At 65.9% G+C, this 20,717-nt stretch carries 17 protein-coding genes and 3 pseudogenes; 13 read left to right on the top strand and 7 right to left on the bottom strand.

From position 1 onward, the window contains the following. Positions 1-21: 21 nt before the first annotated feature. Positions 22-1,368 carry a flavin monoamine oxidase family protein gene (locus G6N54_RS10920; RefSeq protein WP_308207233.1) on the bottom strand — a complete coding sequence of 449 codons (1,347 nt, stop codon included), beginning with the start codon at positions 1,366-1,368 and terminating at the stop codon, positions 22-24. A gap of 222 nt (positions 1,369-1,590) precedes the next feature. On the opposite strand from G6N54_RS10920, the gene G6N54_RS10915 reads away from it, so the two are divergent. Next, entirely contained in the window at positions 1,591-2,550 is a 960-nt protein-coding gene (locus G6N54_RS10915; RefSeq protein ID WP_163790142.1) for an alpha/beta fold hydrolase, read from the top strand. Here G6N54_RS10915 and G6N54_RS10910 read toward each other — a convergent pair. Continuing rightward, positions 2,545-3,891, bottom strand: coding sequence for a flavin monoamine oxidase family protein (locus G6N54_RS10910; RefSeq protein ID WP_163790140.1), 1,347 nt, complete (start codon positions 3,889-3,891; stop codon positions 2,545-2,547). The two genes, G6N54_RS10915 and G6N54_RS10910, sit on opposite strands and share 6 nt — an antisense overlap. 172 nt (positions 3,892-4,063) lie before the next feature. Between G6N54_RS10910 and G6N54_RS10905 the strand changes: the two genes are divergently transcribed. Further along, positions 4,064-5,302 (top strand): MFS transporter, encoded by a 1,239-nt coding sequence (locus tag G6N54_RS10905; RefSeq protein ID WP_163794656.1) that lies wholly within the window; start codon positions 4,064-4,066, stop codon positions 5,300-5,302. Continuing rightward, positions 5,299-6,678 carry an LLM class flavin-dependent oxidoreductase gene (locus G6N54_RS10900; protein WP_163790138.1) on the top strand — a complete coding sequence of 460 codons (1,380 nt, stop codon included), beginning with the start codon at positions 5,299-5,301 and terminating at the stop codon, positions 6,676-6,678. Before G6N54_RS10905 ends, G6N54_RS10900 begins: the two co-directional genes overlap by 4 nt. Here the strand turns inward: G6N54_RS10900 and G6N54_RS10895 are convergent. After that, the gene (locus tag G6N54_RS10895; protein ID WP_163790136.1) at positions 6,661-7,776 is read right to left on the bottom strand and encodes a hypothetical protein; all 1,116 of its coding nucleotides are present in this window, start codon (positions 7,774-7,776) and stop codon (positions 6,661-6,663) included. The genes G6N54_RS10900 and G6N54_RS10895 overlap by 18 nt on opposite strands. A 247-nt stretch (positions 7,777-8,023) precedes the next feature. Between G6N54_RS10895 and G6N54_RS10890 the strand changes: the two genes are divergently transcribed. Continuing rightward, positions 8,024-9,232, top strand: coding sequence for an IS110 family RNA-guided transposase (locus G6N54_RS10890; protein ID WP_232073761.1), 1,209 nt, complete (start codon positions 8,024-8,026; stop codon positions 9,230-9,232). 5 nt (positions 9,233-9,237) lie between these two features. Here the strand turns inward: G6N54_RS10890 and G6N54_RS10885 are convergent, their stop codons facing one another. Next, positions 9,238-10,374 (bottom strand): phosphotransferase family protein, encoded by a 1,137-nt coding sequence (locus tag G6N54_RS10885; protein ID WP_163790134.1) that lies wholly within the window; start codon positions 10,372-10,374, stop codon positions 9,238-9,240. A 55-nt stretch (positions 10,375-10,429) separates the two neighbouring features. Here G6N54_RS10885 and G6N54_RS10880 point away from each other — a divergent pair, with 55 nt between their 5' ends. From G6N54_RS10880 to G6N54_RS10845, 8 genes and pseudogenes are all read left to right on the top strand, one after another. Next, the gene (locus G6N54_RS10880; protein WP_163790132.1) at positions 10,430-11,032 is read left to right on the top strand and encodes a TetR/AcrR family transcriptional regulator; all 603 of its coding nucleotides are present in this window, start codon (positions 10,430-10,432) and stop codon (positions 11,030-11,032) included. Then, entirely contained in the window at positions 11,029-11,892 is an 864-nt protein-coding gene (locus tag G6N54_RS10875; protein ID WP_163790130.1) for an SDR family NAD(P)-dependent oxidoreductase, read from the top strand. The genes G6N54_RS10880 and G6N54_RS10875 overlap by 4 nt, the downstream gene beginning before the upstream one ends. A 161-nt stretch (positions 11,893-12,053) precedes the next feature. Next, a complete protein-coding gene (locus G6N54_RS10870) occupies positions 12,054-12,986 on the top strand; it encodes a DUF4129 domain-containing protein (RefSeq protein WP_163790128.1) in 933 nt (310 codons plus the stop codon). Then, a complete protein-coding gene (locus G6N54_RS10865) occupies positions 12,983-13,465 on the top strand; it encodes a hypothetical protein (protein WP_163790126.1) in 483 nt (160 codons plus the stop codon). Before G6N54_RS10870 ends, G6N54_RS10865 begins: the two co-directional genes overlap by 4 nt. 26 nt (positions 13,466-13,491) lie before the next feature. Further along, on the top strand, positions 13,492-14,454 hold the full coding sequence (locus G6N54_RS10860) for an AAA family ATPase (RefSeq protein ID WP_163794655.1): 963 nt from the start codon (positions 13,492-13,494) through the stop codon (positions 14,452-14,454). Positions 14,455-14,461: 7 nt separating this feature from the next. Then, a pseudogene (locus G6N54_RS10855) lies at positions 14,462-15,721 on the top strand (DUF58 domain-containing protein). A gap of 2 nt (positions 15,722-15,723) precedes the next feature. Continuing rightward, positions 15,724-16,173: a hypothetical protein gene (locus tag G6N54_RS10850; protein ID WP_163790123.1), complete on the top strand. Its 450-nt coding sequence runs from the start codon at positions 15,724-15,726 to the stop codon at positions 16,171-16,173. Between the two features lie 180 nt (positions 16,174-16,353). Continuing rightward, positions 16,354-17,832: pseudogene (locus G6N54_RS10845) on the top strand (GMC family oxidoreductase); the annotation flags it as partial. A 58-nt stretch (positions 17,833-17,890) separates the two neighbouring features. Here the strand turns inward: G6N54_RS10845 and G6N54_RS31530 are convergent. The 3 genes and pseudogenes from G6N54_RS31530 to G6N54_RS10835 all read right to left on the bottom strand — a co-directional run. Further along, positions 17,891-18,032: pseudogene (locus G6N54_RS31530) on the bottom strand (hypothetical protein); the annotation flags it as partial. Between the two features lie 110 nt (positions 18,033-18,142). Continuing rightward, complete coding sequence (locus G6N54_RS10840; protein WP_163790119.1) at positions 18,143-18,835, bottom strand: hypothetical protein; 693 nt, start codon at positions 18,833-18,835, stop codon at positions 18,143-18,145. Between the two features lie 119 nt (positions 18,836-18,954). Further along, entirely contained in the window at positions 18,955-19,629 is a 675-nt protein-coding gene (locus tag G6N54_RS10835) for a TetR/AcrR family transcriptional regulator (protein ID WP_163790117.1), read from the bottom strand. Positions 19,630-19,770: 141 nt separating this feature from the next. Here G6N54_RS10835 and G6N54_RS10830 point away from each other — a divergent pair, with 141 nt between their 5' ends. Then, positions 19,771-20,694, top strand: a complete 924-nt coding sequence (locus G6N54_RS10830; RefSeq protein ID WP_163790115.1) for an AMP-binding protein — start codon at positions 19,771-19,773, stop codon at positions 20,692-20,694. The last annotated feature ends 23 nt before the right edge of the window (positions 20,695-20,717 follow it).

Raw genomic sequence — 20,717 nt, 5'->3', positions numbered from 1 at the left:
GAACACCTTGATATTTCGTGGCTAGTTCGTCAACCGGCGCATCAATTGGTCGGCGGCGTAGCGGCCGCTGACAAAGGCCCCGATCACGGTCGACGGATTCTTGGTGTCGGCGGCCTCGCCGGCCAGGTAGAGCCGGTCGCTGATCGGTTCCCGTAGGCGGCGGCGGTCGTCGATCCCCGAGCCGGGCGCGTGGAACGAGTAGCTGCCGCGCGCGTACGGGTCGGTGCTCCAGCTCGATGTCCGGACCTCCACCGGCGAGATGCCGTCGCCGAACAGTTGGCGAGCGATCGGCAGCGCTCGGGTCGTCACATCGGCGACCGACGACGCCTCCACCGCCCGGCCCCGTTCACCGGCATTGAACGCCACCACGATCGGCCCGGCGTTGCTCGACAGCGTGAACCACTGCGCCCACGCGCCGGGGTCGGTGCCCATGAAGAGGTAAAAGGCGTTGTCCGTCTTCCACGTTCGCCGGTCGAACCGGAAGAAGGTCTTGGACAGCCCGCCGAATCCCAGCGCATTGACCGCACGAGCATGTCCGTCGGGCAGCGGCGGGTCGAAGGCGATCGAACCGGCCTTGAGCACCCCAAGGGGAACGGTGACGATCACGGCGGGCCCGTCGAAGGATTGGTTTCCGGCGTGCACGGTGACGGAGTTCTCTCGCCGGGTGATCGCGGTGACCGGTGTGTTGAGCACGATCTGAAGTCCGTCGGCCAGCAGCTTCGGCAGGGCGTCGTATCCGTTGGTGATCACGGACTGATCGCCGTCGGCGTAATCACCGGTGTCAAACGTCTTGGCGGACAATTGGTCTGCACCGGCCGCGTACTCGTCCTCGATCTCGGTGGCGACGAAGAACGCCAGCTGGGTGCGGTCCGAACTGGAGAGCTCCGCGCGTCGGGCCGCGTCGTCGATGGCGGCCGCGAGGCTGCCTCCGCTGACGCGGTCACAGGCCCGTTCGACGAACTTGCGCCAATGGTCGTCGTCGTAGTCGACCGGCGCCAGCCGACGATCCACTGCGAGCTTCGCCCATCCGTAGTAGTCGGTCGGGATGACCTCGGCATGCGCCTTGCGCGCCAGTTCCATCATCGGATCGTTGGCAGTGCCGTGGATCCAGGACGCGCCCATCTCGATCGGCACGCCCCAGTCGCGGACGGTATGGACGCGGCCGCCGATGCGATCGCGGGCTTCGATCAGGCGGACCGGCCAACCAGCGTCGACCAGGTTGCGCGCGGCAGCCAGGCCGGCCATGCCGGCGCCGACGATCAGGACGGACTGAGTATCGGGTTTGATCTCCGGCGGCGGGTGTGGCGGAGGAGCCGAATGTTGACCAGGTGTGCAGGCAGCCAGCAGCCCGCCAGCGACCGTGCTCATCGTTGCTGTGAGCACCGCCCGACGGGACATCGGGGACATGACAGTTAGCCTCTCACATGGCAAACAGTGCCGTGCCGGGGTTTGCCGGTTAGCTCCAATTTGTGTGCTGCGATTCGGGCGCGCGGGTTTGGTCGAAATTGCATAGTTGGACGCCCGTGCCGTTATAGGATCGGCGTATCCAGAGCGCGGCGACGGGGCCGTGTTCGACGGGGGGAGCTGGCGATGAGTGCTCGGCGAACGACACGCGTGGTTGATCCGCTGCCCGACGTTTTACCGCCGAGCCGCATCCTGAGCGTCCGCGCGGTCGACGGCACTCCACTGCACGCAGAGGTCTTCGGGCCCGAGGACGGTTACCCCATCGTGCTGACCCACGGCATCACCTGCGCGATCCGGGCATGGGCCTACCAGATCACCGCCCTGGCCGCCGATTACCGAGTGATCGCGTTCGACCACCGCGGCCACGGCCGAAGCGGGGTGCCGCGGCGCTGCGGATACAGCCTCAAACACCTTGCTTCCGACCTGGATTGCGTGTTGGAGGCGACGTTGGCGCCGCACGAGCGCGCGGTGATCGCCGGGCACTCGATGGGCGGGATCACAATCGCCGCGTGGTCGGCCCGCTACCGTTACAAGGTCCACCGCCGCGCCGATGCCGTCGCACTGATCAACACGACCACCGGCGATCTGGTCCGCCAAGTCAGGCTGCTCTCGGTGCCGGGCCAACTGTCGTCGGCCCGCTCGCTCGCCGCGCGCGGCCTGATAAACGTGTTCGGCGGAATCCCGATTCCCGGCCCGGCGCTGATCGCCACGCGCTCCCTGATCGCGATGCTCGCGGTCGGCAAGGACGCCGACCCGAGCGCCGCCAGACTCATCCACGACTTGTTCACCCAGACGGCGGCCGCCGGGCGCGGGGGTTGCACGAGGATGCTCGTCGAATCCCTGGGCTCGCGGTACCTGGACCTGACCGGGTTGACGGTGCCGACACTGGTCATCGGCAGCGAAGACGATCGGCTCACGCCGATCGCCGCGTCGCGCGCGATCGCTCGCACCGCGCCCAACGTGTTGGGCCTGGTCGAGCTGCCCGGCGGTCACTGCTCGATGTTGGAGCACCACCGTGAGGTCACCGGCCAGCTTCGGTTACTGGCCGAATCGGTGACGCTACCGATCGCGCAGATCAGCTCATAGCAGGGCGGTGATCTCGGCGGCCGCTCGCAGGCCGGACCGGACGGCGCCGTCGAAGAATCCGGTCCACTCGTCGGCGGTCTCGGTGCCGGCCCAGTGAATAGGCCCGACCGGTTCGCGGAGCCACCGCCCGAACCGCGTCCACGACCCCGGCGGTACCGCCGCGGTCGGGCCGCCCGGAGCGAAATCTTCGGTGCCCCAACGATGATCCGTATAGTCGAGAGGATTGAGCGCCTCGTCGCCGAACAGCGACGCGAAGCAGCGCAGTGCGTCGCGGCGGCGTTGGTCGGAGGGTAAGGAATCGAACGCCCGGGCGTCGACAAAGCCCAACAGGATGCCCGGTCCGTCGGCTTGCGGGCTGACGTCGAACGTGATGAACACCGGGCCCCGGTCGGAGAGCGCCTGTCCCGAGCACCTGTTGGTCCGCCAAAACGGCGTCGAATACGCCGCGAAGGCCTTGCTGAGTCGGCCCTGCGGCCATTGCTCGACCAGTTGCTGGTACTCGGCGGGCAGTGGGGGAGTGAACTCGATGGCCCCGCGATGGGCCGGCGGGATCGCGACGACGACGAAGCCGGCGTCGGCCGTGCCGGCGTCGGAGGTGACCGTGACACCGGCACCGTGCCGCTCGATGCGCCGGACCGGGGCCTTCAGCACGACACGCGCGCCCAGTTCGTCGGCGGCCGCCAGAGCGATCTGCTGGGTGCCACCCGGGAAATGGTCCTGCTGGGCCCCGTCTTCGGTGTCGAGCATCCGGTCCAGACCTCCAGCGGCACGGATGTAGCGCGCCGCGTGCAGCATCGACACGTCATCGAGTTCGCATCCCCAGGTCACCCGGGCCATGATGGCCATCAGGTCGCGAGATGACGCCGTGGCGCGTACCGAGCTCAACCACTGTCCGAACGACACGCCGTCCAACTCGGTGGCTCGGCGTGCATTCCAGGGTGCGTCCACCGGAATGTTGCGGGCGATTCTGGCGAATTGCCAACGCAGCCGTCCGATGTCAAGCAATCCGGTTAGCGATAGCTTCGGGATGGTGCCGTGGTAGGACCGGGTCCAGCCGCGCCAGTGGATGACGTTCTTGCCGGTGTTGTGAGTAGGTACGGTCGGGATCTGCAGCTCGGCCGCCAGCGCCAGCACGGCGTCCTGGGTCGGGCCGACGAACGCGCCCCCCATATCCACCGGCAATCCGGCGACGCTGCCGGTGAACGAACGCCCGCCCACGCGGTCGCGGCCCTCGAAAACCAGCACTTCGTGGCCCTGTCGCGTCAGCTCTCGCGCCGTGACGAGCCCGGCAAAGCCGGCGCCGACCACCACAACATCGACAGTCCACGACGGCTTTGTCACCCCTCTAGTCAACCGCATGGTGCCGTGCCAGCGGTAGAGCGGTTCGCATCATGGCGAGAGCAACGCTATGCCGCCGTCGACAACGCGGCTAATCTGCGATCACGTGATCATCACCGAGTCGACCGCTACTTCCGGCGCCCGCAAACAGCTGCGAACCATCGCTTTGGGCAGCATGATCGGCACCACGATCGAGTGGTACGACTTCTATCTGTACGCGACAGCATCGGCGCTCGTTTTCAAGCCGCTGTTCTTTCCTCATGTTTCGTCGACGGCTGGGACATTGGCCTCGTTCGCCACCTACGCGGCAGGGTTCGGGGCCCGGCCGATCGGCGCCGTGGTATCGGGCCACTACGGGGACCGGCTGGGGCGCAAAGCCGTTCTGGTTGTCGCGCTGCTGACAATGGGCCTCGTCACGACCGCGATCGGGCTGCTGCCGACTTATGCGACCGCGGGGCTGCTCGCGCCGGCACTGCTGGCGGCGCTGCGGGTGCTGCAGGGGCTGGCCGTGGGCGCCGAGTGGGGCGGTGCCGCCGTCCTCTCGGTCGAGCACGCGCCGCCCGGGCGCCGCGGCCTGTTCGGCAGCTTCACCCAGCTCGGTTCTCCCGCTGGGATGTTGCTGGCGACGTCGGTCTTCTTTGCCACCCGCAAATCTTGCGGCGCCGACGCTTTCCTGGCGTTCGGCTGGCGAATTCCGTTCCTGTTCAGCGCGATTCTGGTGGGAGTCGGGTTGTTCATTCGGCTACGGCTGACCGACGCCGCGGTTTTCGATCGCCTCAAGCAACGCGACGAGCTCTCGGCGTTGCCGGTGCTGGAGGTGCTGCGCCGCCAGCCCCGTAATGTGTTGATCACCACCGGGCTACGAATATCTCAGATCGCGCTGTTCGTGTTGCTGACCACGTATTCGCTTACTTACCTTCAGGATTCGTTCGGCAAGGGCAGCGGGGTCGGTTTGATCGCGGTGTTGATTTCGTCGGCCCTCGGATTGGTCAGCACCCCGGGCTGGGCATGGGTGTCCGATAGGTTCGGCCGGCGGCCACCGTATCTGTTCGGCGCGCTCGCCGGGGTGGTGGCTCTGACGCTGTTCTTCGTGGCCGCCGCGAGCGGGTCTGCGATCACGGTGATAGTCGCGATTGTGTTCGGCGTCAACGTCGTTCACGACGCGATGTATGGCCCGCAGGCCGCCTGGTTCGCCGAACTCTTCGACACCCGGGTGCGTTACAGTGGGTCGTCGCTGGGTTACCAGATTGGAGCTGTGCTGTCGGGCGGGTTCGCACCGCTGATCGCGGCGGCTCTGCTGGTCGCCGGGGGCGGCAAACCGTGGTTGATCGTGGGGTATTTCGCGGTGCTGGCGGCAATCACCGTGGCCGCGGCCTCCGCGGCACGGGAAACATATGCGGATCAGATCGAGTGAGCGCGGCGAGCAGGATCTACCTCAATGCCTTCGACATGGCGTGTGTCGGGCACCAGTCGGCCGGGCTGTGGCGGCACCCCGAGGATCAGGGTTATCGGTATCGTGAGCTCGGCTATTGGACCGAGCTGGCCCGAGTCCTGGAAGCGGGTGGCTTCGATGCGCTGTTTCTCGCCGACGTGCTTGGCGTCTACGACGTCTACGGCGCGTCGCGCGATGCGGCGGTGCTCGATGCCGCGCAGTTCCCAGTCAACGACCCGACCGCCGCGGTCTCGGCAATGGCGGCGGTGACCGAGACTCTCGGCTTCGGGATCACGCTGTCGCTGACCTACGAGCAGCCGTACGCGCTGGCGCGCCGGTTGTCGACGCTAGATCACCTCACTGGCGGACGCGTGGCGTGGAACATCGTCACCTCGTACCTGGATAGTGCGGCGCGCAATCTCGGCCTGGACGCCCAGATTCCGCACGACCAGCGCTACGAGATCGCCGACGAGTATCTCGAGGTCTGTTACAAGCTCTGGGAGGCGTCGTGGGAATCCGACGCGGTGGTGCGCGATCCCGTGCGCGGCGTGTTCACCGATCCGGCCAAGGTGCACGACATCGACCACAAGGGCCGCTACTTCTCGGTCCCGGGGCCGTTCCTGTGCGAACCGTCGCCGCAGCGCACACCGGTGCTGTTCCAGGCCGGTGCCTCGCCCCGGGGTGTCAAATTCGCCGCGGCGAACGCCGAGGCGGCCTTCATCTCCGGCCCGACTCCGCAGATCGTGCGCGGCCCGGTGCGGGCATTGCGGGAGGCCGCCGCCGAGTTGGGCCGAGATCCCCGCTCGATCAAGGTATTCACCATGGTGACCCCGGTGGTCGCCGAGTCGCGCGAGCAAGCGCTGGCCAAGTTGGCCGAATACCGCCAATTCGTCAGCACCACAGGCGCATTGGCGCTCTTCGGCGGCTGGACCGGGGTGGACCTGGCTGAGCTTGGCGACGACGATCCGCTGCGCTACAGCGAGACCGACGCCAACCGCTCGGCGCTGGCCTCCTTCACCACCGACGAGCGCACCTGGACGGCGCGGGAACTCGCCGAAGAAATCGGCATCGGCGGCCGTGGCCCGGTGCTGGTGGGTTCGCCGATCGAGGTAGCCGACGAACTCGAGCGCTGGGTCGACGAGGCCGACGTCGACGGCTTCAACCTCGCCTACATCACAACGCCGGGCACGTTCGTGGACTTCGCGAAATTCGTTGTGCCGGAGCTGCGCCGACGCGGGCGCGTGCCGGAGCGGGTGGCGCCAAGCACGCTGCGTGAGCGGCTGGGCGGCGCCAGCCCGCTATTGCCGGCCGATCACCCCGGCGCGGCCTACCGAGATCGGTTACGGCGCAACCGTTAACCAGTCGGCGAACCCGGACGGGTCGTGGCGACCCAGTGCGCCGTGCTCGTAGAGGCCCCAACCTTCGACCGAAGCCTTGTCGCCCTCGATGCAGACCGCGCGACCGACATGGTCGATCACCCCGAAACCGGGCCGCCCGATGATCGCCGGATCGGTCATGTTGTACGTCAGCCGTTCGGCGAACTTCTCGCCTTTCCACATGCCGTGTATCCAGTCCGAGTCGCCGCCGTAGCCGCCGCCGACGTGAATGGGCACCGGCAGTTTGGACTCGACGTCGAAGTGGACGGGGGAGCCGTCGGGGGTGGTCGCGTCAATCGTGGCGCCGGTCGGAATGCGGGTGCCGGAGGTGTAGTGGATCTTCACCCGCGGCCAGCCCAGCTGCTCGACGCGGCCGTCGCGCCAGATCCGGGTGCAGTCGTTGAGCGAGCGGAACCCGTCGGGCTGCTCCTGGATGATCAGCACGATGGCGAAATCGTCGAAAGCCATTGGCACGTAAAGCCACCACATGCCCTCGAACGGCGGGTCGGCCGGCCGGCCCGCCGGTTCGGCCTCACCGATCGGACGGATGCCCCACGACCGGTCGCGGCTACCCAGCCACGTGTTGGGGTCGACCGTGATTTCCTCACCGTCGATCACGATGTGCCCGCTCCAGGTGCCGAGCTGTGCGAACCGCTGTGCGTCCAGCGTGACCCGGTTACCCGAGCGCAGGATGTGCGGTTGTTCCTGGACGACGTCGAACAGGCCTTTCCAGGTGAGATCTGCTGCGATTCCTTCGGTTTCGTCGAGGACGATCCGCAGCTTGTGCAGCGGTTCGATGACCTCGACCCGGTAGCCGTTGACGTGCTGGTTGAGCCGGTCCTGATCGATCGCGTCCGAAACGTGCACCGCGGTCTGGGTGTCGCCGCGCCTGATCAGCACGAACGCGTCCTTGACACCAAGGTTGGGGTAGTAGCCGATCCCGCTGATCAAGAAGATGTTTCCGGTGCGGTCATGAGCGTTGTAGTAGGACCGATCGTAGAAGTTGCGGTCCGAGGAGCCGGGCCACGCGATCGGCTGGGGAACCTGGTGTACCGGGTATTCGTCGAGCGGTCCGAGCATTACTGGTCCTTAAGTTTGTAGGTGCAGTTGCTGCGTGTTGTTACGTTGTGCTGCGACCCGGGTGGGTCGGGTGAGGCATCCATTTCTGTTGCCGGCCTGGTGGTGCGGCTTGAGAGGACTGGCCGCCCGGCCTGCCTGGACTTCCTCGGGCTGCTGATTGAGATCTGCGATGTGATCGCTTGTTTAAGGAAATGCTGGCGGGGTTGTCCATGGGGATCGTGTTGGCAGACAAGCGAATAGGAGATCGATTGCAACGGACCGGTTGTGGGCTGGTGTTGATGTCGGCAAGGAGCATCATTGGGTGTGTGTGGTCGACGGTGCGGGCGCTGTGGTGTTGTCGCGCAGACTCGTCAACGATGAGCAATCGATCCGTGCACTGATTGGCGAGATCGAGTTGTTGGGTGATCAGGTGTCGTGGACGGTGGACTTGACCACGGTGTATGCCGCCCTGTTGTTGACGGTGCTGGCTGATGCCGGTAGGTCGGTGCGTTACCTGGCGGGCCGGGCGGTCTGGCAGGCCGCGACGGTCTATCGCGGTGGGGAGGCCAAGACCGATGCTAAAGATGCCCGGGTGATCGCTGATCAGTCGCGGATGCGCGGTAATGATCTGCCATTGCTGCACCCCGACGATGACTTGATCACCGAACTGCGCATGCTCACGGCTCATCGCAGCGATCTGGTCGCTGACCGCACCCGCACAATCAACCGACTGCGTCAACAGCTGGTGGCGGTCTGTCCTGCCCTGGAACGGGTCGCCCAGCTGAGCTCTGACCGCGGCTGGGTCGTGCTGCTGGCGCGCTACCAACGCCCCAAAGCGATTCGCCAGAGCGGTGTTTCGCGGCTGACCCGGATCCTGACCGACGCCGGCGTTCGTAACGCCGCAACCATTGCCGCGGCTGCCGTGGCGGCAGCCAAGACCCAAACGGTCCGACTGCCTGGCGAACAAGTCGCCGCTGGGCTGGTTGCCGAATTGGCCAAGGGGGTGATTGCCCTCGATGACCGCATCAAACAAACCGATGCCGACATCGAGGACCGATTTCGCCGCCATCCCCTGGCCGAAGTGATCACCAGCATGCCCGGCATGGGATTTCGGCTCGGCGCGGAATTCCTGGCCGCGGTCGGCGATCCCAAACTGATCGGGTCGGCCGACCAGCTCGCCGCCTGGGCCGGGCTCGCACCGGTATCTCGCGATTCGGCAAAACGCACCGGCCGACTGCACACCCCCAAGCGCTACAGCCGCCGGTTGCGCCGGGTGATGTACATGTCCGCGCTGACCGCCATCCGCTGCGACCCGGCCTCCCGCACCTACTACCAGCACAAACGAGACCAAGGCAAACGACCGATCCTGGCAACTATCTGCCTGGCCCGACGCCGCACCAACGTCCTCTACGCACTCATCCGCGACAACCGCACCTGGCAACCCGACTCACCCCCGGCCACCCAGTCCGCGGCTTGACTTCGTCATAGAGAGTCCTCTCCGATAAGACGTTTCATCAATCCGGCGTGGTAGAACAGCGACTCGACGTCGTCGGGCTTCTCGGTTTCGCCGAAGTGCACTCGCCGCGCACCGGTACGCATGAACACACAAGCCCACATCACGCCCGAGTACACGTAAAACCAGCGCAGGTCGCCCACCTCCGCACCCGAGAGTCGCTGGTAGGTGTCGCGCACGTCTACCTCGCGCATCACGTCGGGCAATCCCGGAAGCCCCGCCAGTCCGGTGAGCTCCTGGAAGACCATGTGCGCGTAGATCATCCACGCGACGTCGAGTTCGCGCGGACCGAGCGTCACCATCTCCCAGTCCAGCACCGCGACGGGCTGGAAGTCGCGGTACAAGACGTTGCCCACCCGCGCGTCGCCCCACAGCAATACAGGTTCGCGCGCGTCCACGTCCGTCGGCCAGTTGTCTTCCAACCAGGTGAACGTGCGTTCCAGCAGGGGAGAGCGGCCGATGTCGGGCACCGCGAAGTCGTACCAGTCCCGCACCCAGCTGTAGTGCCGGCGCAGGGCGGTATCGCCTCGGCCCTCGGAAAGGAATCCAAACGCGCTCTGGGCGTTGGGGATTGAGTGCAACTTCGCGAGCACGCCGACGGTGGCGTCCTGAAGTTCGCGTTGCCGCTCGACGGGCGCGTCGGCGAACCAGTTGTTGCCGAAGGTGTAGGGCATTACGTCGGGCGGCACTTCACCGGCGACGTAGTCCATCACGAAGAAGGGGGTGCCCAGCATCTCGCCGGTGGGCTCGAGCCAGCGCACCGGTGGAACCGGGACCTCGGTGAGTTCGCCGACCTTTCGGATCACTTCGAATTGGTGGTCAAGCCGGTAGGTGGGGAAGACCTGCACGTCCTCGGCGCTGGGCGCGACCCGCGTCACCAGCTTCTGCTCGATCGACTTTGCGCCTTCCTGCCAGCGTGCGGTCAAGATGATGGTTTCCGACGACATGCCCGTCGAGTCGATGCCACTTTCGACGGTGACCTCGGGCGCTGCTCCCTCGGGCAGGACGGTGGACAACCATTTCGACATCACCGCCGGCAGTGTCGTGACGTCGCGGCTGGAGCGCTGGAGCCGGTTGACGTTGTCGAGCACGGGTTCATTGGCCACGGGGTGCCTCCTTCGTTGAGACCTTCGCGGCAATTACGATACGGTAGGTAGCGTTATGAAAGCAGACCCGTCCTACCTTGACAAGGCCCCTGGTGCCGGGCGCCCCCGGGATCCGCGTATCGACTCTGCCATCCTTGCCGCGACCGCGGAACTGCTTGTGGAAATCGGCTATTCGAATCTCACCCTGGCCGCCGTCGCCGAGCGGGCCGGCACCACGAAATCTGCGCTGTATCGCCGGTGGTCGAGCAAGGCGGAATTGGTACACGAAACGGCGTTTCCGACCGCGCCCAGCGCGCTGGAGGCCCCGGCCGGTGACTTCGCCGCCGATCTGCGGATGATGATCGAGGCGACGCGGGACGTGTTCACCAGCCCGGTGGTGCGCGCCGCGCTGGCGGGTCTGGTGGCGGACATGACGGCCGATCCCGAACTCAACGCCCGGGTGATGTCGCGCTTCACCGGCCTGTTCGCCGCAGTGCAGACACGGCTGCGCGAGGCCGTCGACCGCGGTGAAGCACATCCCGACGTCAATCCGGACCGCTTGATCGAGCTGATCGGGGGAGCGACGATGCTTCGGATGTTGCTGCGCCCCGACGAAAAGCTGGATGACGCGTGGGTGGATCAGACCACCGCCATCGTCGTGCACGGGGTGACGCGATGACGCTTGCGGGCCGCACCGCGATTGTCACCGGCGGCAGCCGCGGCTTGGGCCGGGCGATCGCGCTGGCGCTGGCCGCCGAGGGTGCCGCCGTGGCGGTGGCCGGTCGCACCGAGCAGGTGTGGGATGACCGATTGCCTGGGACCATCGGCGAAACCGTCGGGGCCATCGAAGCGGCGGGCGGGCACGCGGTCGCGGTCCGCGCCGATCTGACCGACCCGGACGACGTCGCCCGCGTGGTGGGCGAGGCGCGAGATGCCTTGGGTCCCATCACTATTTTGATCAACAATGCGGCCTTCACCGCGCCGGGTCGCCCGCCGGTTCCGGGTGCACAACCGCGTCCGAAGGCCGCCAAACCGGCCGGCGCCGTCAAACCGGGCTGGCCAGGGTTCGTCAGCGCGCCGTTGTCGGCCTTTCGACGCCACTTCGACATCGCGGTGTTCGCGGCGTATGAGTTGATGCAAATGGTGTGCCCGGACATGATCGACGCCGGTGGCGGCTCGATCATCAACATCACCTCCGTGGCGTCACGGTTGCCCGGCGACGGCCCGTATCCCGAGCGAAGCGGCGGTGTCCTGCCCGGCTACGGGGGCTCCAAGGCGGCGCTCGAGCATCTGACCCAGTGTGCGGCGTTCGATCTGGCTGACCACAACATCGCAGTCAACGCGCTGGCTCCGTCGAAGCCGATCATGACGCCGGGCCTGTCGTACTACGCGACGGCGTTCAACGATACGGCGACCGCGGATGAATTCGGTCGGGCGGCAGCGCAATTGGCGCTCGTGGACCCCGCCGTCGTCACCGGGCGCACCATCGGTCACCACGAGGTTCTCGACGGCAGCTTCCGGCCCTTTGCTCCTGCATAAGGCTCGCGAGCGTAAACGCACTGCGAAAAAGTAGGCCTGATTTCGCAGTGTGCTTACGCTCGCGGGATGCGGCGGTTCCTGGCCACACGCCCGCCTGACGTGCAAGTATGAATCAAGCCTGTGCCGCAACGGCATAGGAAGACCGGCGAGCGGTGTGCCAGATGCCCGATAAGCCGACGGGGCGCGTCGTTGCGCTCATCGTGCTGTTGATCGTCGTTGCCGCTGCGCTGCGCGGATATCTTCCGGCTCGCGATCGTGCGCCGCACGCCGACGGCAGTGGCCGGGCGGCACTCGTATTCATCGTCGTTCTGCTGAGTGCCGCAATCGCGTTGCTCGCGGTCTCGGTGATCGCGCGACTACGGGATCCACGGGCTGCGGCGCCGAACGCGGGCGATATCTCCGCGATGCTCGGCACCGGCCGCGGGCGACCGAGCTGGCGCGTGCTGCTGATCGGGTTCGCCGTGATTGCCGCGTGGCTGTTGATTGCGGTGCTGCTGGCTCGTTTTGCGCTGCCGCACGGTGCCCCTCCCGCACAGCACGCGTCGGACGCCGGCGCGGCGTCGCCCCCCGCCGCACCCGCGCCGCAGCGCCCGCCCCCGCACAACGACGAGGGCAACATGCTGGGAATCCTGCTGGCCGCCACGGTCCCGACGATGCTGCTACTCGTCGTCGCGACGCTGATCATGTCGCGGCGGCGATTCCGCGCCGCGACGGCGCACCCGCTCGCCGGTGATGTGGCCGACTATGTGCCGCCGGCGCGACCGTCGGAATCCCTGGTGCGAGCGGCCGAACGGGGATTAGCCGAGATGGCTGATCTGAGTCGTGAACCGCGAGAGGCGATCATCGCGTGCTATGCCGCGATGGAACGTGAGCTCGCGAATGTTCCCGGGGCTGCTCCCCAGGACTTCGATACGCCGACCGAGGTGTTGGCCCGTGCCGTCGAACTCCGGGTGCTGCATATCGATAACGCCGCCCAGCTGGCGAACCTGTTCGAGGAGGCGCGGTTCAGCCCTCACGTGATGAGCGAGACGCATCGGGACGTAGCTGTCGAGGTGCTGCGGCTGGTTCTCGCCGAGCTACGGAGCCCCGCATGAAAAAGCTGATAGCGCTGGGTATTTGCTTGGTCGCCGGGTCGGAGCTCTTGGTGCTGATCCTGCACGATCGCCCGTTCGTACTGGTAGCCTCGGGCCTCGCCCTGGCCCTGGTGCTGCTCGACATACGCCGATTGCTGGGGCAGGGGAACGAGCCCGCCGCCGACCTGGATCCCGACGATCTCGGGGATTCGTTGCGGCACTGGCTCGCCACCACCGAGACGACGATTCGCTGGTCCGAGTCCACCCGAGCGGACTGGGATCGGCATCTGCGTCCGATGCTCGCCCGCCGATACGAACTCGCGACGGGCCAGCGACTAGCCAAGGACCCGGCCGCATTTCAGTCGACCGGCCGCATGCTGTTCGGCGCCGACCTGTGGGAATGGGTCAATCCCAACAACATCAGGCGCGCCGCCGACTACCAGCCGGGTCCGGGCCGGGCCGCATTCGAAGAGATCCTCCGGAAATTGGAGCAGGTATGACAGGGGGTGCGACGATGCCGACCGCGATGCCGGCCAGTACGACCACCGCACGCTGCGAGGCGGTGCTCGACGAAATCGAACGCGTGGTGGTGGGCAAGCGTTCCGCGCTGACCCTCATCCTCACCGCGGTGCTCGCGCGCGGCCACGTACTCATCGAAGATCTGCCGGGACTCGGCAAGACGCTGATCGCGAGATCATTCGCCGCCGCACTGGGTCTGCGATTCACCCGGGTACAGTTCACGCCGGATCTGCTGCCGGCGGACCTGCTTGGTTCGACGATCTACGACATGCAGTCCGGCCAGTTCGCGTTCCGGGCCGGCCCGATTTTCACCAACCTGCTGCTCGGCGACGAGATCAACCGCACGCCGCCCAAGACTCAGGCGGCGCTGCTCGAGGCGATGGCCGAGGGCCAGGTCAGCATTGACGGCGAAACCCACAAGCTGCCAACGCCATTCATCGTGCTGGCGACCGATAACCCAATCGAGTACGAGGGCACCTACCCGTTACCTGAAGCGCAGCTGGACCGATTCGCGATGCGGCTGGAACTGCGCTACCTCTCCGAGCGTGACGAGACCTCGATGCTGCGCCGTCGTCTCGAACGCGGTTCGGCCGAGCCGACGGTGAACCAGGTGGTCGACGCCCAGGATCTGCTGGCGATGCGCGAATCGGTCGAGCAGGTGACGGTGCACGAGGACGTGCTGCACTACGTGGTGTCGCTGGCCACCGCCACCCGGCACCATCCACAAGTCGCGGTTGGCGCCAGCCCGCGTGCCGAGCTCGACCTGGTCCAGCTCGCCCGGGCCCGCGCGCTGTTGCTTGGTCGCGACTACGTGATCCCCGAGGACGTCAAGGCTCTGGCCATCGCGGCGGTCGCACACCGAATCACCCTGCGCCCGGAGATGTGGGTGCGCAAGATTCAGGGTGCCGACGTCGTCGGAGAACTGTTGCGGCGCTTGCCGGTACCTCGCACCAACGAGGGTACTGGATGAGCTCGCCGTGAACACAGCCGAGTTCCGCTGGCGCGCATCGCCATTGACGCGGGCGATTGCGACCTGTGCGGGTGTCGCGCTCGTTGCCGCCGTGATCGGTGCGCATTGGCAGCTCATTGCGTTCGCGGCGCCGCTGCTCGGCGTGCTGTGCTCGATCAGCTGGTAACATCCCGTACCGGAGGTACAGGTTCATGGTGAACCGCAGTCGCAGCGATGTTTCGAGGGCGAGCAGGCGCGACTGACGCTGTCGGCAACACCGGAAGCCGGGGCGCTGATCACCTCGGCCATCGAGCTCACGGTGCCCGATGTCGAGGGCATGCAGCTCGAAGCGCTCGATTCGGATTCCCGGCTCGCGAAAACGGTTGCCGCAACGGCGGAACGCTGGGGCCGATACTCGATCTGTGCTCGCGTCGACGCGGTCGCACGCGGTGGACTGCTCACGGGGACGGCGACCGTCGACGCCGCCGATGTCATCGTGTTTCCGCTGACGCCAACGCAATCAACGCCCATCCCGCGAACCGAGTTGCTCAACCGCCTCGGCGCCCACCTGACCCGGCATGTCGGCCCTGGCGTCGAGTACGCCGATATCCGTCCCTACGTCCCGGGTGACCAACTGCGAGTGGTGAATTGGCCGGTGAGCGCGCGCCGTGGCCAGTTGCATGTGACGGAACGACTGACCGACCGTGCGGCGGACGTCGTCGTGCTGATCGACGCGTATCGGCAGCCCGCCGGTCCTGCGACCGATGCCACCGAGCGAGTGGTGCGGGGCGCGGCCCAGGTGGTGCAGACCGCGCTGTGCTACGGCGATCGCGCCGGAATCGTGGCGCTCGGCGGAAATCGGCCGCGGTGGCTCGGCGCGGACATCGGTCAGCGGCAGTTCTATCGTGTCCTCGATACCGTGCTGGGTGCGGGTGAGCGGTTCGAGAACACCACCGGCACACTGGCGCCGCGCGCGGCAGTTCCCGCCGGGGCGATCGTGATCGCGTTCTCGACACTGCTCGACACGGAATTCGCGCTGGCGCTGATCGATTTGCGCAAGCGCGGTCATGTCGTGATCGCCGTCGACACGCTCGACGTTTCGCCGTTCGAAAACGAGCAGGACCCGCTGGTGGATCGGCTGTGGGCGTTGCAGCGCACGGCCATGTATCGCGACATGGCGACGATCGGCGTCGACATCGTCGCCTGGCACTGCGATCACACCCTGGAGCAGTCGATGGGCGTGATGCCAGATCGCCGTCATCGGGTTCGTGGACGGCTGCGGGGGTAGCGATGTCGTCCGCCGCGCGATTCGGGGTCCATTCTTTGGCAACGGTATTCGGCCTGCTGATGGTCGGCCTGGCCGTGATGGGTGCCCACGGACAGTCCATGGGCGTCGCGCTGGCGGCGCTGACCGCGGTGGGCGTCGGGACCGTGTTCCGGCCCGCGGCAACGGTTGCCGTGTTGCTTTCGGTGGCGGCGATCGTGGTCGGGAATCCTTCCTACATATTCGTGGGACTATCGGGGCTGTGCGCGGCGGCCTACCTGGTGTCTCGGCACGCCGCCGGAATGCCGGAACCGATCGTGATGGCGGGTTGGCCGACACTGGTTGGCGCCGTGGGATTCACCCTTGTGGGCATGGCGGCGATGTTGTTTCCGCTGACCTTGCCGTGGGTGCCCCTGGTGGCTCCGCTGGCGGTGTTGGCGATTTACGTACTGGCAACCCTCCCCTTCCTGGGCTGATCACGCGTTGGGCGTGACAACGCCGCGAGTCATCGCGAGTTTTGGCTGGCTTTGGGCGTTTTTGGAGGTGCGTCGACGTACCTGCAAGGTTTTTGGTCCTGGCCGCCTGGTCCGCGCATGAGGAGTATGTGGTGGCACGCGGTGTGACGAGACGGCGCCGTTCTACGGGGGGAGTCCACAGTGAGCCACCGAACACATACGACCGATTACATCGTGGTCGGCGCCGGTGCGTCGGGCAGTGTTGTCGCGCGCCGATTGCTGGAGCGCGGTTACTCGGTGCACGTGCTCGAGGCCGGTCTTGCCGACATCAACCCCGATATCCACACCAGTTCCGGATGGCCGGCGCTGCTGCACAGTGCTCAGGACTGGGCCTTTATGACTACCCCCCAGCGGCATGCCGGCAATCGGCGCCTGTACTGGCCGCGGGGAAAGGTGTTGGGCGGCAGCAGCTCGCTCAACGGGCAGATATACATGCGGGGACATCGCAGCGATTACGACGGGTGGGCCCAACTCGGGTGTACAGGCTGGGATTTCGAGAGCGTCCTCGGCCTGTTTCGGCGTTCGGAGGACCACGTGGACGGGGCGAGCCCGTGGCACGGAGCGGGCGGGCCGTTGCCGGTCGAGCGGATCACCCGGCCAAACCCGACTTCGGTCGCGTTCATCGAAGCCGCGAATGCCCTGGGACACCCGATCGTCGATGATTTCAACGGTCCGAGCCAGCTCGGTGTCGGCTACAGCCAACTGACCACCCGCAACGGGCGCCGAGCCAGCGCGTGGCGCAGTTTCATGGCAACGGCGAGGGGCAATCCACGCCTGGCCGTCACCACCGGGGCGCTCGTGCATCATGTCACCATCCGCGGGGGGCGAGCGGTCGGAGTGCAGTACTCGGTGCGCGGGCAGGTTCTTCAGGCTTCGGCGGAGAGCGAGGTTGTGCTGAGCGCGGGCACCATCGGGTCACCAAAGCTGTTGATGCTCAGTGGGATCGGCCCTGCCGAGCATCTCGCCGAAATCGGCGTGAATGCCACCGTCGATCTTCCCGGAGTGGGCGAGAACCTGCACGACCATCTTTTGGTGAGCAATATCTACGAGGCGTCTCGGCCGATCGAGCCACCGCACCACAATCTGCTCGAGTGCCAACTGTTCACCTCCAGCGCGTATTGGCGCGGACCCGGCCCGGATCTACAGCCGTTGTTCATGAACCTGGTGTACCCAGCCGAGGGTTACCGGGTGCCGCGCAATGGATACACGATCGCGCCCGGCATTATTCGCCCCCGGTCGCGGGGCACCCTTCGGCTGGCTTCGGCCGATCCGGCGACCGCGCCGCAGTGTGATCCCAACGTTCTGGCCGAGCCTTATGACCTCGAGGCACTGGTCGACGCGGTGGAGATCTGTCGCGAGATAGGGGCCAGTTCGGCCTTCCGTGACTGGCGGCATGCCGAGGTCGCGCCCGGGCCGGCGGCACGCACCCGTGACCATCTGCGTGCATACGTCCGGCGTGCCGCCGGCACCTACCACCATCAGGTCGGGACATGCCGCATGGGTGTCGACGACGACGCCGTCGTGGCACCGGATCTCCGGGTGCGCGGCGTTGACGGACTGCGGGTTGCCGACGCGTCGGTCATGCCGTCCATCACCGCCGGCAACACCAACGCCCCTTCAATCATGATCGGAGAGAAGGCATCCGATCTGCTGGTGGGAGCGCCTCCGCGGCGGAGAGTTACTGCAGCAACTGTGCGGCGTGACCGGCGAGGTCGAGCAGCGGTTGTGGGAAGATCCCCAGAATCACGGTGATCGCGGCACGGAGCGATCTTGCTCAGGATGCCCGGCGCCACGACCGGCGGGGTGTTGTCGGTGGGTTCGGGCTCTGCGCGGCCGACTAACCGGTAGGCCGCGCAGAGCCCCGGCATCCGTGCCCAGCTGCGACGTTGTTCCAGTTGCAGCGCACGTTCTTGCGCTGGTCACTGCGGTATCAAGCCGTGAATTGGTCGGTGTTTCGCAGTCGTTCGTATACGACGACGAATGTCAGAGCGCAGGTGAAGGTGACGGCGACGACGCACCAGAATTGCCAGCTGGCGCGAATCGCTGGAGCCAGGTAGGGGATGAACAGAAAGCCTAATGAGCCGGGCCCGAGGAGTGTGGCCCATACGAACACTCGCGATGATCCGCGTGAGGTGCCTCGTCCGAGAAGCATTGGGACGCCGAACACTACAGCGCCAACTTGGACGATGGTGAGGCCGACGAAGTCGAGTGGATCGTCGAATAGGGATTGCGTCCACCACCACAAGGCAAAGGCCAGGCCCTGGTATACGCCGACGATCAACAACACGGCCGGTGTCGGTAGGCCGGTGTGTTGAAACCGCACCCAATGCCAGAGCAGTACCAATTCGATCACGTTCGAGGTGAGCATGCCCACCCAAAACAACACGAACATCGGGTGGCCGATCTCGTCGACGAAGTGGTGGTAGTGGGCTGTGAACGTCAGGTCATGGGTGAGCATAACGATCGTGGTGCCCAAGGGCTGTCCGGCGACGCGTTGCCGAATGCCTAGCCGCATTGCCTCGCCGATTTGCATGAATCCGCCGATCCAGCCGAAGAGCACCAAAATGATGACTGTGGTGGTGTGGACATCGATTCTGGTGAGCACGTCGTCAACGTGGTACATCTATGTAGTCCGTCCATCGTTGTTGTGTGGATACGTAATCGAACTGGTCTGCCACAGAACGCTTCTGCATCGGATCACCGTGGTGGCAGCACGGTCGGCAGGCGATCGTTTGCGGACGGCTATTGGCGTCTGGCTGTACCGAAATGCCATGCAACCGCAGCGGGGTGATCGTCCCTACGGGCGGCCATGAAAACGAGATCAACAAAGTCTCTGGTACGGAGCCGAAACGTCGCGTCGGTGATGACACGAGCTGCCCACTGATGCATGGCCCCGATGAACCCTGTGGTGATCTGCTGAGCTAATCGACGTAGATGAACCTGGTCCTGGATAACTCCGCCGGCCTGAGCGTCTTGAAGGCATCGCAGCAATTCGGGGGTCGGTTCGGCGTTGCTGACGTGGGAACTGAGTTCCCAGTTCAGCAGCAGCGGGCGGAATACCTTTGCGTCCGAACAGATCATGGTGACAACGGCGTCGATGATGGCTCGCGCCCGGATCTGCGGATCCTCGACGCTGCGAAAACCAGCCAGTTCGATGCGGGCGAAGCTTTGCTCGGCGATCGCGGCCCAGATTTCATCGCGGGTGCCGACCAAATTGAACACGGTTCCTTGAGAGACTTCGGCCTGTTCGGCGATGCGCGCCACGGTCAGGGCGTGCGCCCCGTCGGCGCGCAGGATGGCACACGCGGCCTCGATAATGCGGGCGATACGTGCGTTCTTGCCCCGTTCGCGAAGGCCGTCGACATCTGTGCTCGTTGCCCGCTGGGCGAGTCGGACGCTGTTGCTCTTCCGCGGCATCGATGAAGTGTACACCAAATTTGAGCTTGATTATAATTTTGAGGTGAGCTATAAGTCCGTAATGGCAGAACGAAAGGGTGCACGTTGCGCTCTCCATCGCGGCGGTGCCAACCGAGCCCGTCGTAGAGGTGGCGGGCCCAGTTGACTCGTGGTGCTGTCGACCACGTTGGCGACAGCGCGGGTGAGCACTGCCGCGCCAGCCGAACGCTCTCGCGCGCAAGCGAAGTGGGTGCCACAGTCGGTGTCGGTGTCGGTGCGATGGGACATGCGATGCTGGCGTCGACTCCGGGCCCAGATGACCGCGGTCACGGCGTGCGCGCGATGGTGGTCTCACCCATGGCCCCCGATTCCCAAGCGCGGTTCCGGCGACGCTTCGACATCGAGCCCTGGACGCAGATCTACGGCCAGACCGAATGTGTCCCATTGGCATTCACGCCGGCCGGAGAGCGTACCGACGCTAAGGGTGTGGGGCGGCCCGCGCCCGACTTAGAGGTACGGCTCTTCGACGACCACGACCTCGAGGTTCGTGAAGGCGGCGTCGGAGAAATCTGCTTTCGCGGCCGTGAAGCGTTCACCATGTTCGATGGTTACTGGGAAGACCCCGAAGCTACCCAGCAAGCCTGTGCTGGGGGCTGGTACCACTCAGGTGACCTGGGCCGGATCCTTCCCAGCGGCGAACTGGAATTCGTAGACCGCAAGAAGGATTCGATGCGCCGGCGCGGCGAGAATGTGTCCAGCATGGAGTTGGAGGCGGCCATCGCCGAGCATCCCGCGGTCATCGAAGTAGCCGTCCATGCCGTGCCCTGCGAGCAAACCGAAGATGACATCAAGGCGTGCATCGTCTTTCGGCCTGGCGTGCAACCCGACGCCGGGGAGCTTTTTGAATTCTTCCGAAACAAGCTGCCGTACTTCATGATTCCCCGTTACGTCGATATTGTCGATGAGCTGCCCAAGAATGCGGTCGGACGCGTCATGAAGCACGTCTTGAGGGAAAAGACCAACACACCCACCCTCGACTTCACCGCGTTGGGACTCGCTGTGGCCAGAACGGAGCGGCGCGTCTGAGGGTTACTGGCGCGAGCACCTGG

The sequence above is a fragment of the Mycobacterium stomatepiae genome (genome assembly GCF_010731715.1).
Taxonomy (GTDB): Bacteria; Actinomycetota; Actinomycetes; order Mycobacteriales; family Mycobacteriaceae; genus Mycobacterium; species Mycobacterium stomatepiae.
The sequence above is the reverse complement of the archived record's forward strand: the minus strand, read 5'-3'. Positions and strand labels throughout refer to the sequence as shown.

What these genes read in the sequence shown, in the direction of transcription:
- G6N54_RS10870 (WP_163790128.1), top strand. Translation starts at nt 12,054, where the DNA reads ATGCCCGATAAGCCGACGGGGCGCGTCGTTGCGCTCATCGTGCTGTTG.
- G6N54_RS10850 (WP_163790123.1), top strand. Translation starts at nt 15,724, where the DNA reads ATGTCGTCCGCCGCGCGATTCGGGGTCCATTCTTTGGCAACGGTATTC.
- G6N54_RS10840 (WP_163790119.1), bottom strand. Translation starts at nt 18,835, where the DNA reads ATGTACCACGTTGACGACGTGCTCACCAGAATCGATGTCCACACCACC.
- G6N54_RS10920 (WP_308207233.1), bottom strand. Translation starts at nt 1,368, where the DNA reads ATGAGCACGGTCGCTGGCGGGCTGCTGGCTGCCTGCACACCTGGTCAA.
- G6N54_RS10835 (WP_163790117.1), bottom strand. Translation starts at nt 19,629, where the DNA reads ATGCCGCGGAAGAGCAACAGCGTCCGACTCGCCCAGCGGGCAACGAGC.
- G6N54_RS10875 (WP_163790130.1), top strand. Translation starts at nt 11,029, where the DNA reads ATGACGCTTGCGGGCCGCACCGCGATTGTCACCGGCGGCAGCCGCGGC.
- G6N54_RS10905 (WP_163794656.1), top strand. Translation starts at nt 4,064, where the DNA reads ATGATCGGCACCACGATCGAGTGGTACGACTTCTATCTGTACGCGACA.
- G6N54_RS10915 (WP_163790142.1), top strand. Translation starts at nt 1,591, where the DNA reads ATGAGTGCTCGGCGAACGACACGCGTGGTTGATCCGCTGCCCGACGTT.
- G6N54_RS10895 (WP_163790136.1), bottom strand. Translation starts at nt 7,776, where the DNA reads ATGCTCGGACCGCTCGACGAATACCCGGTACACCAGGTTCCCCAGCCG.
- G6N54_RS10860 (WP_163794655.1), top strand. Translation starts at nt 13,492, where the DNA reads ATGCCGGCCAGTACGACCACCGCACGCTGCGAGGCGGTGCTCGACGAA.
- G6N54_RS10865 (WP_163790126.1), top strand. Translation starts at nt 12,983, where the DNA reads ATGAAAAAGCTGATAGCGCTGGGTATTTGCTTGGTCGCCGGGTCGGAG.
- G6N54_RS10880 (WP_163790132.1), top strand. Translation starts at nt 10,430, where the DNA reads ATGAAAGCAGACCCGTCCTACCTTGACAAGGCCCCTGGTGCCGGGCGC.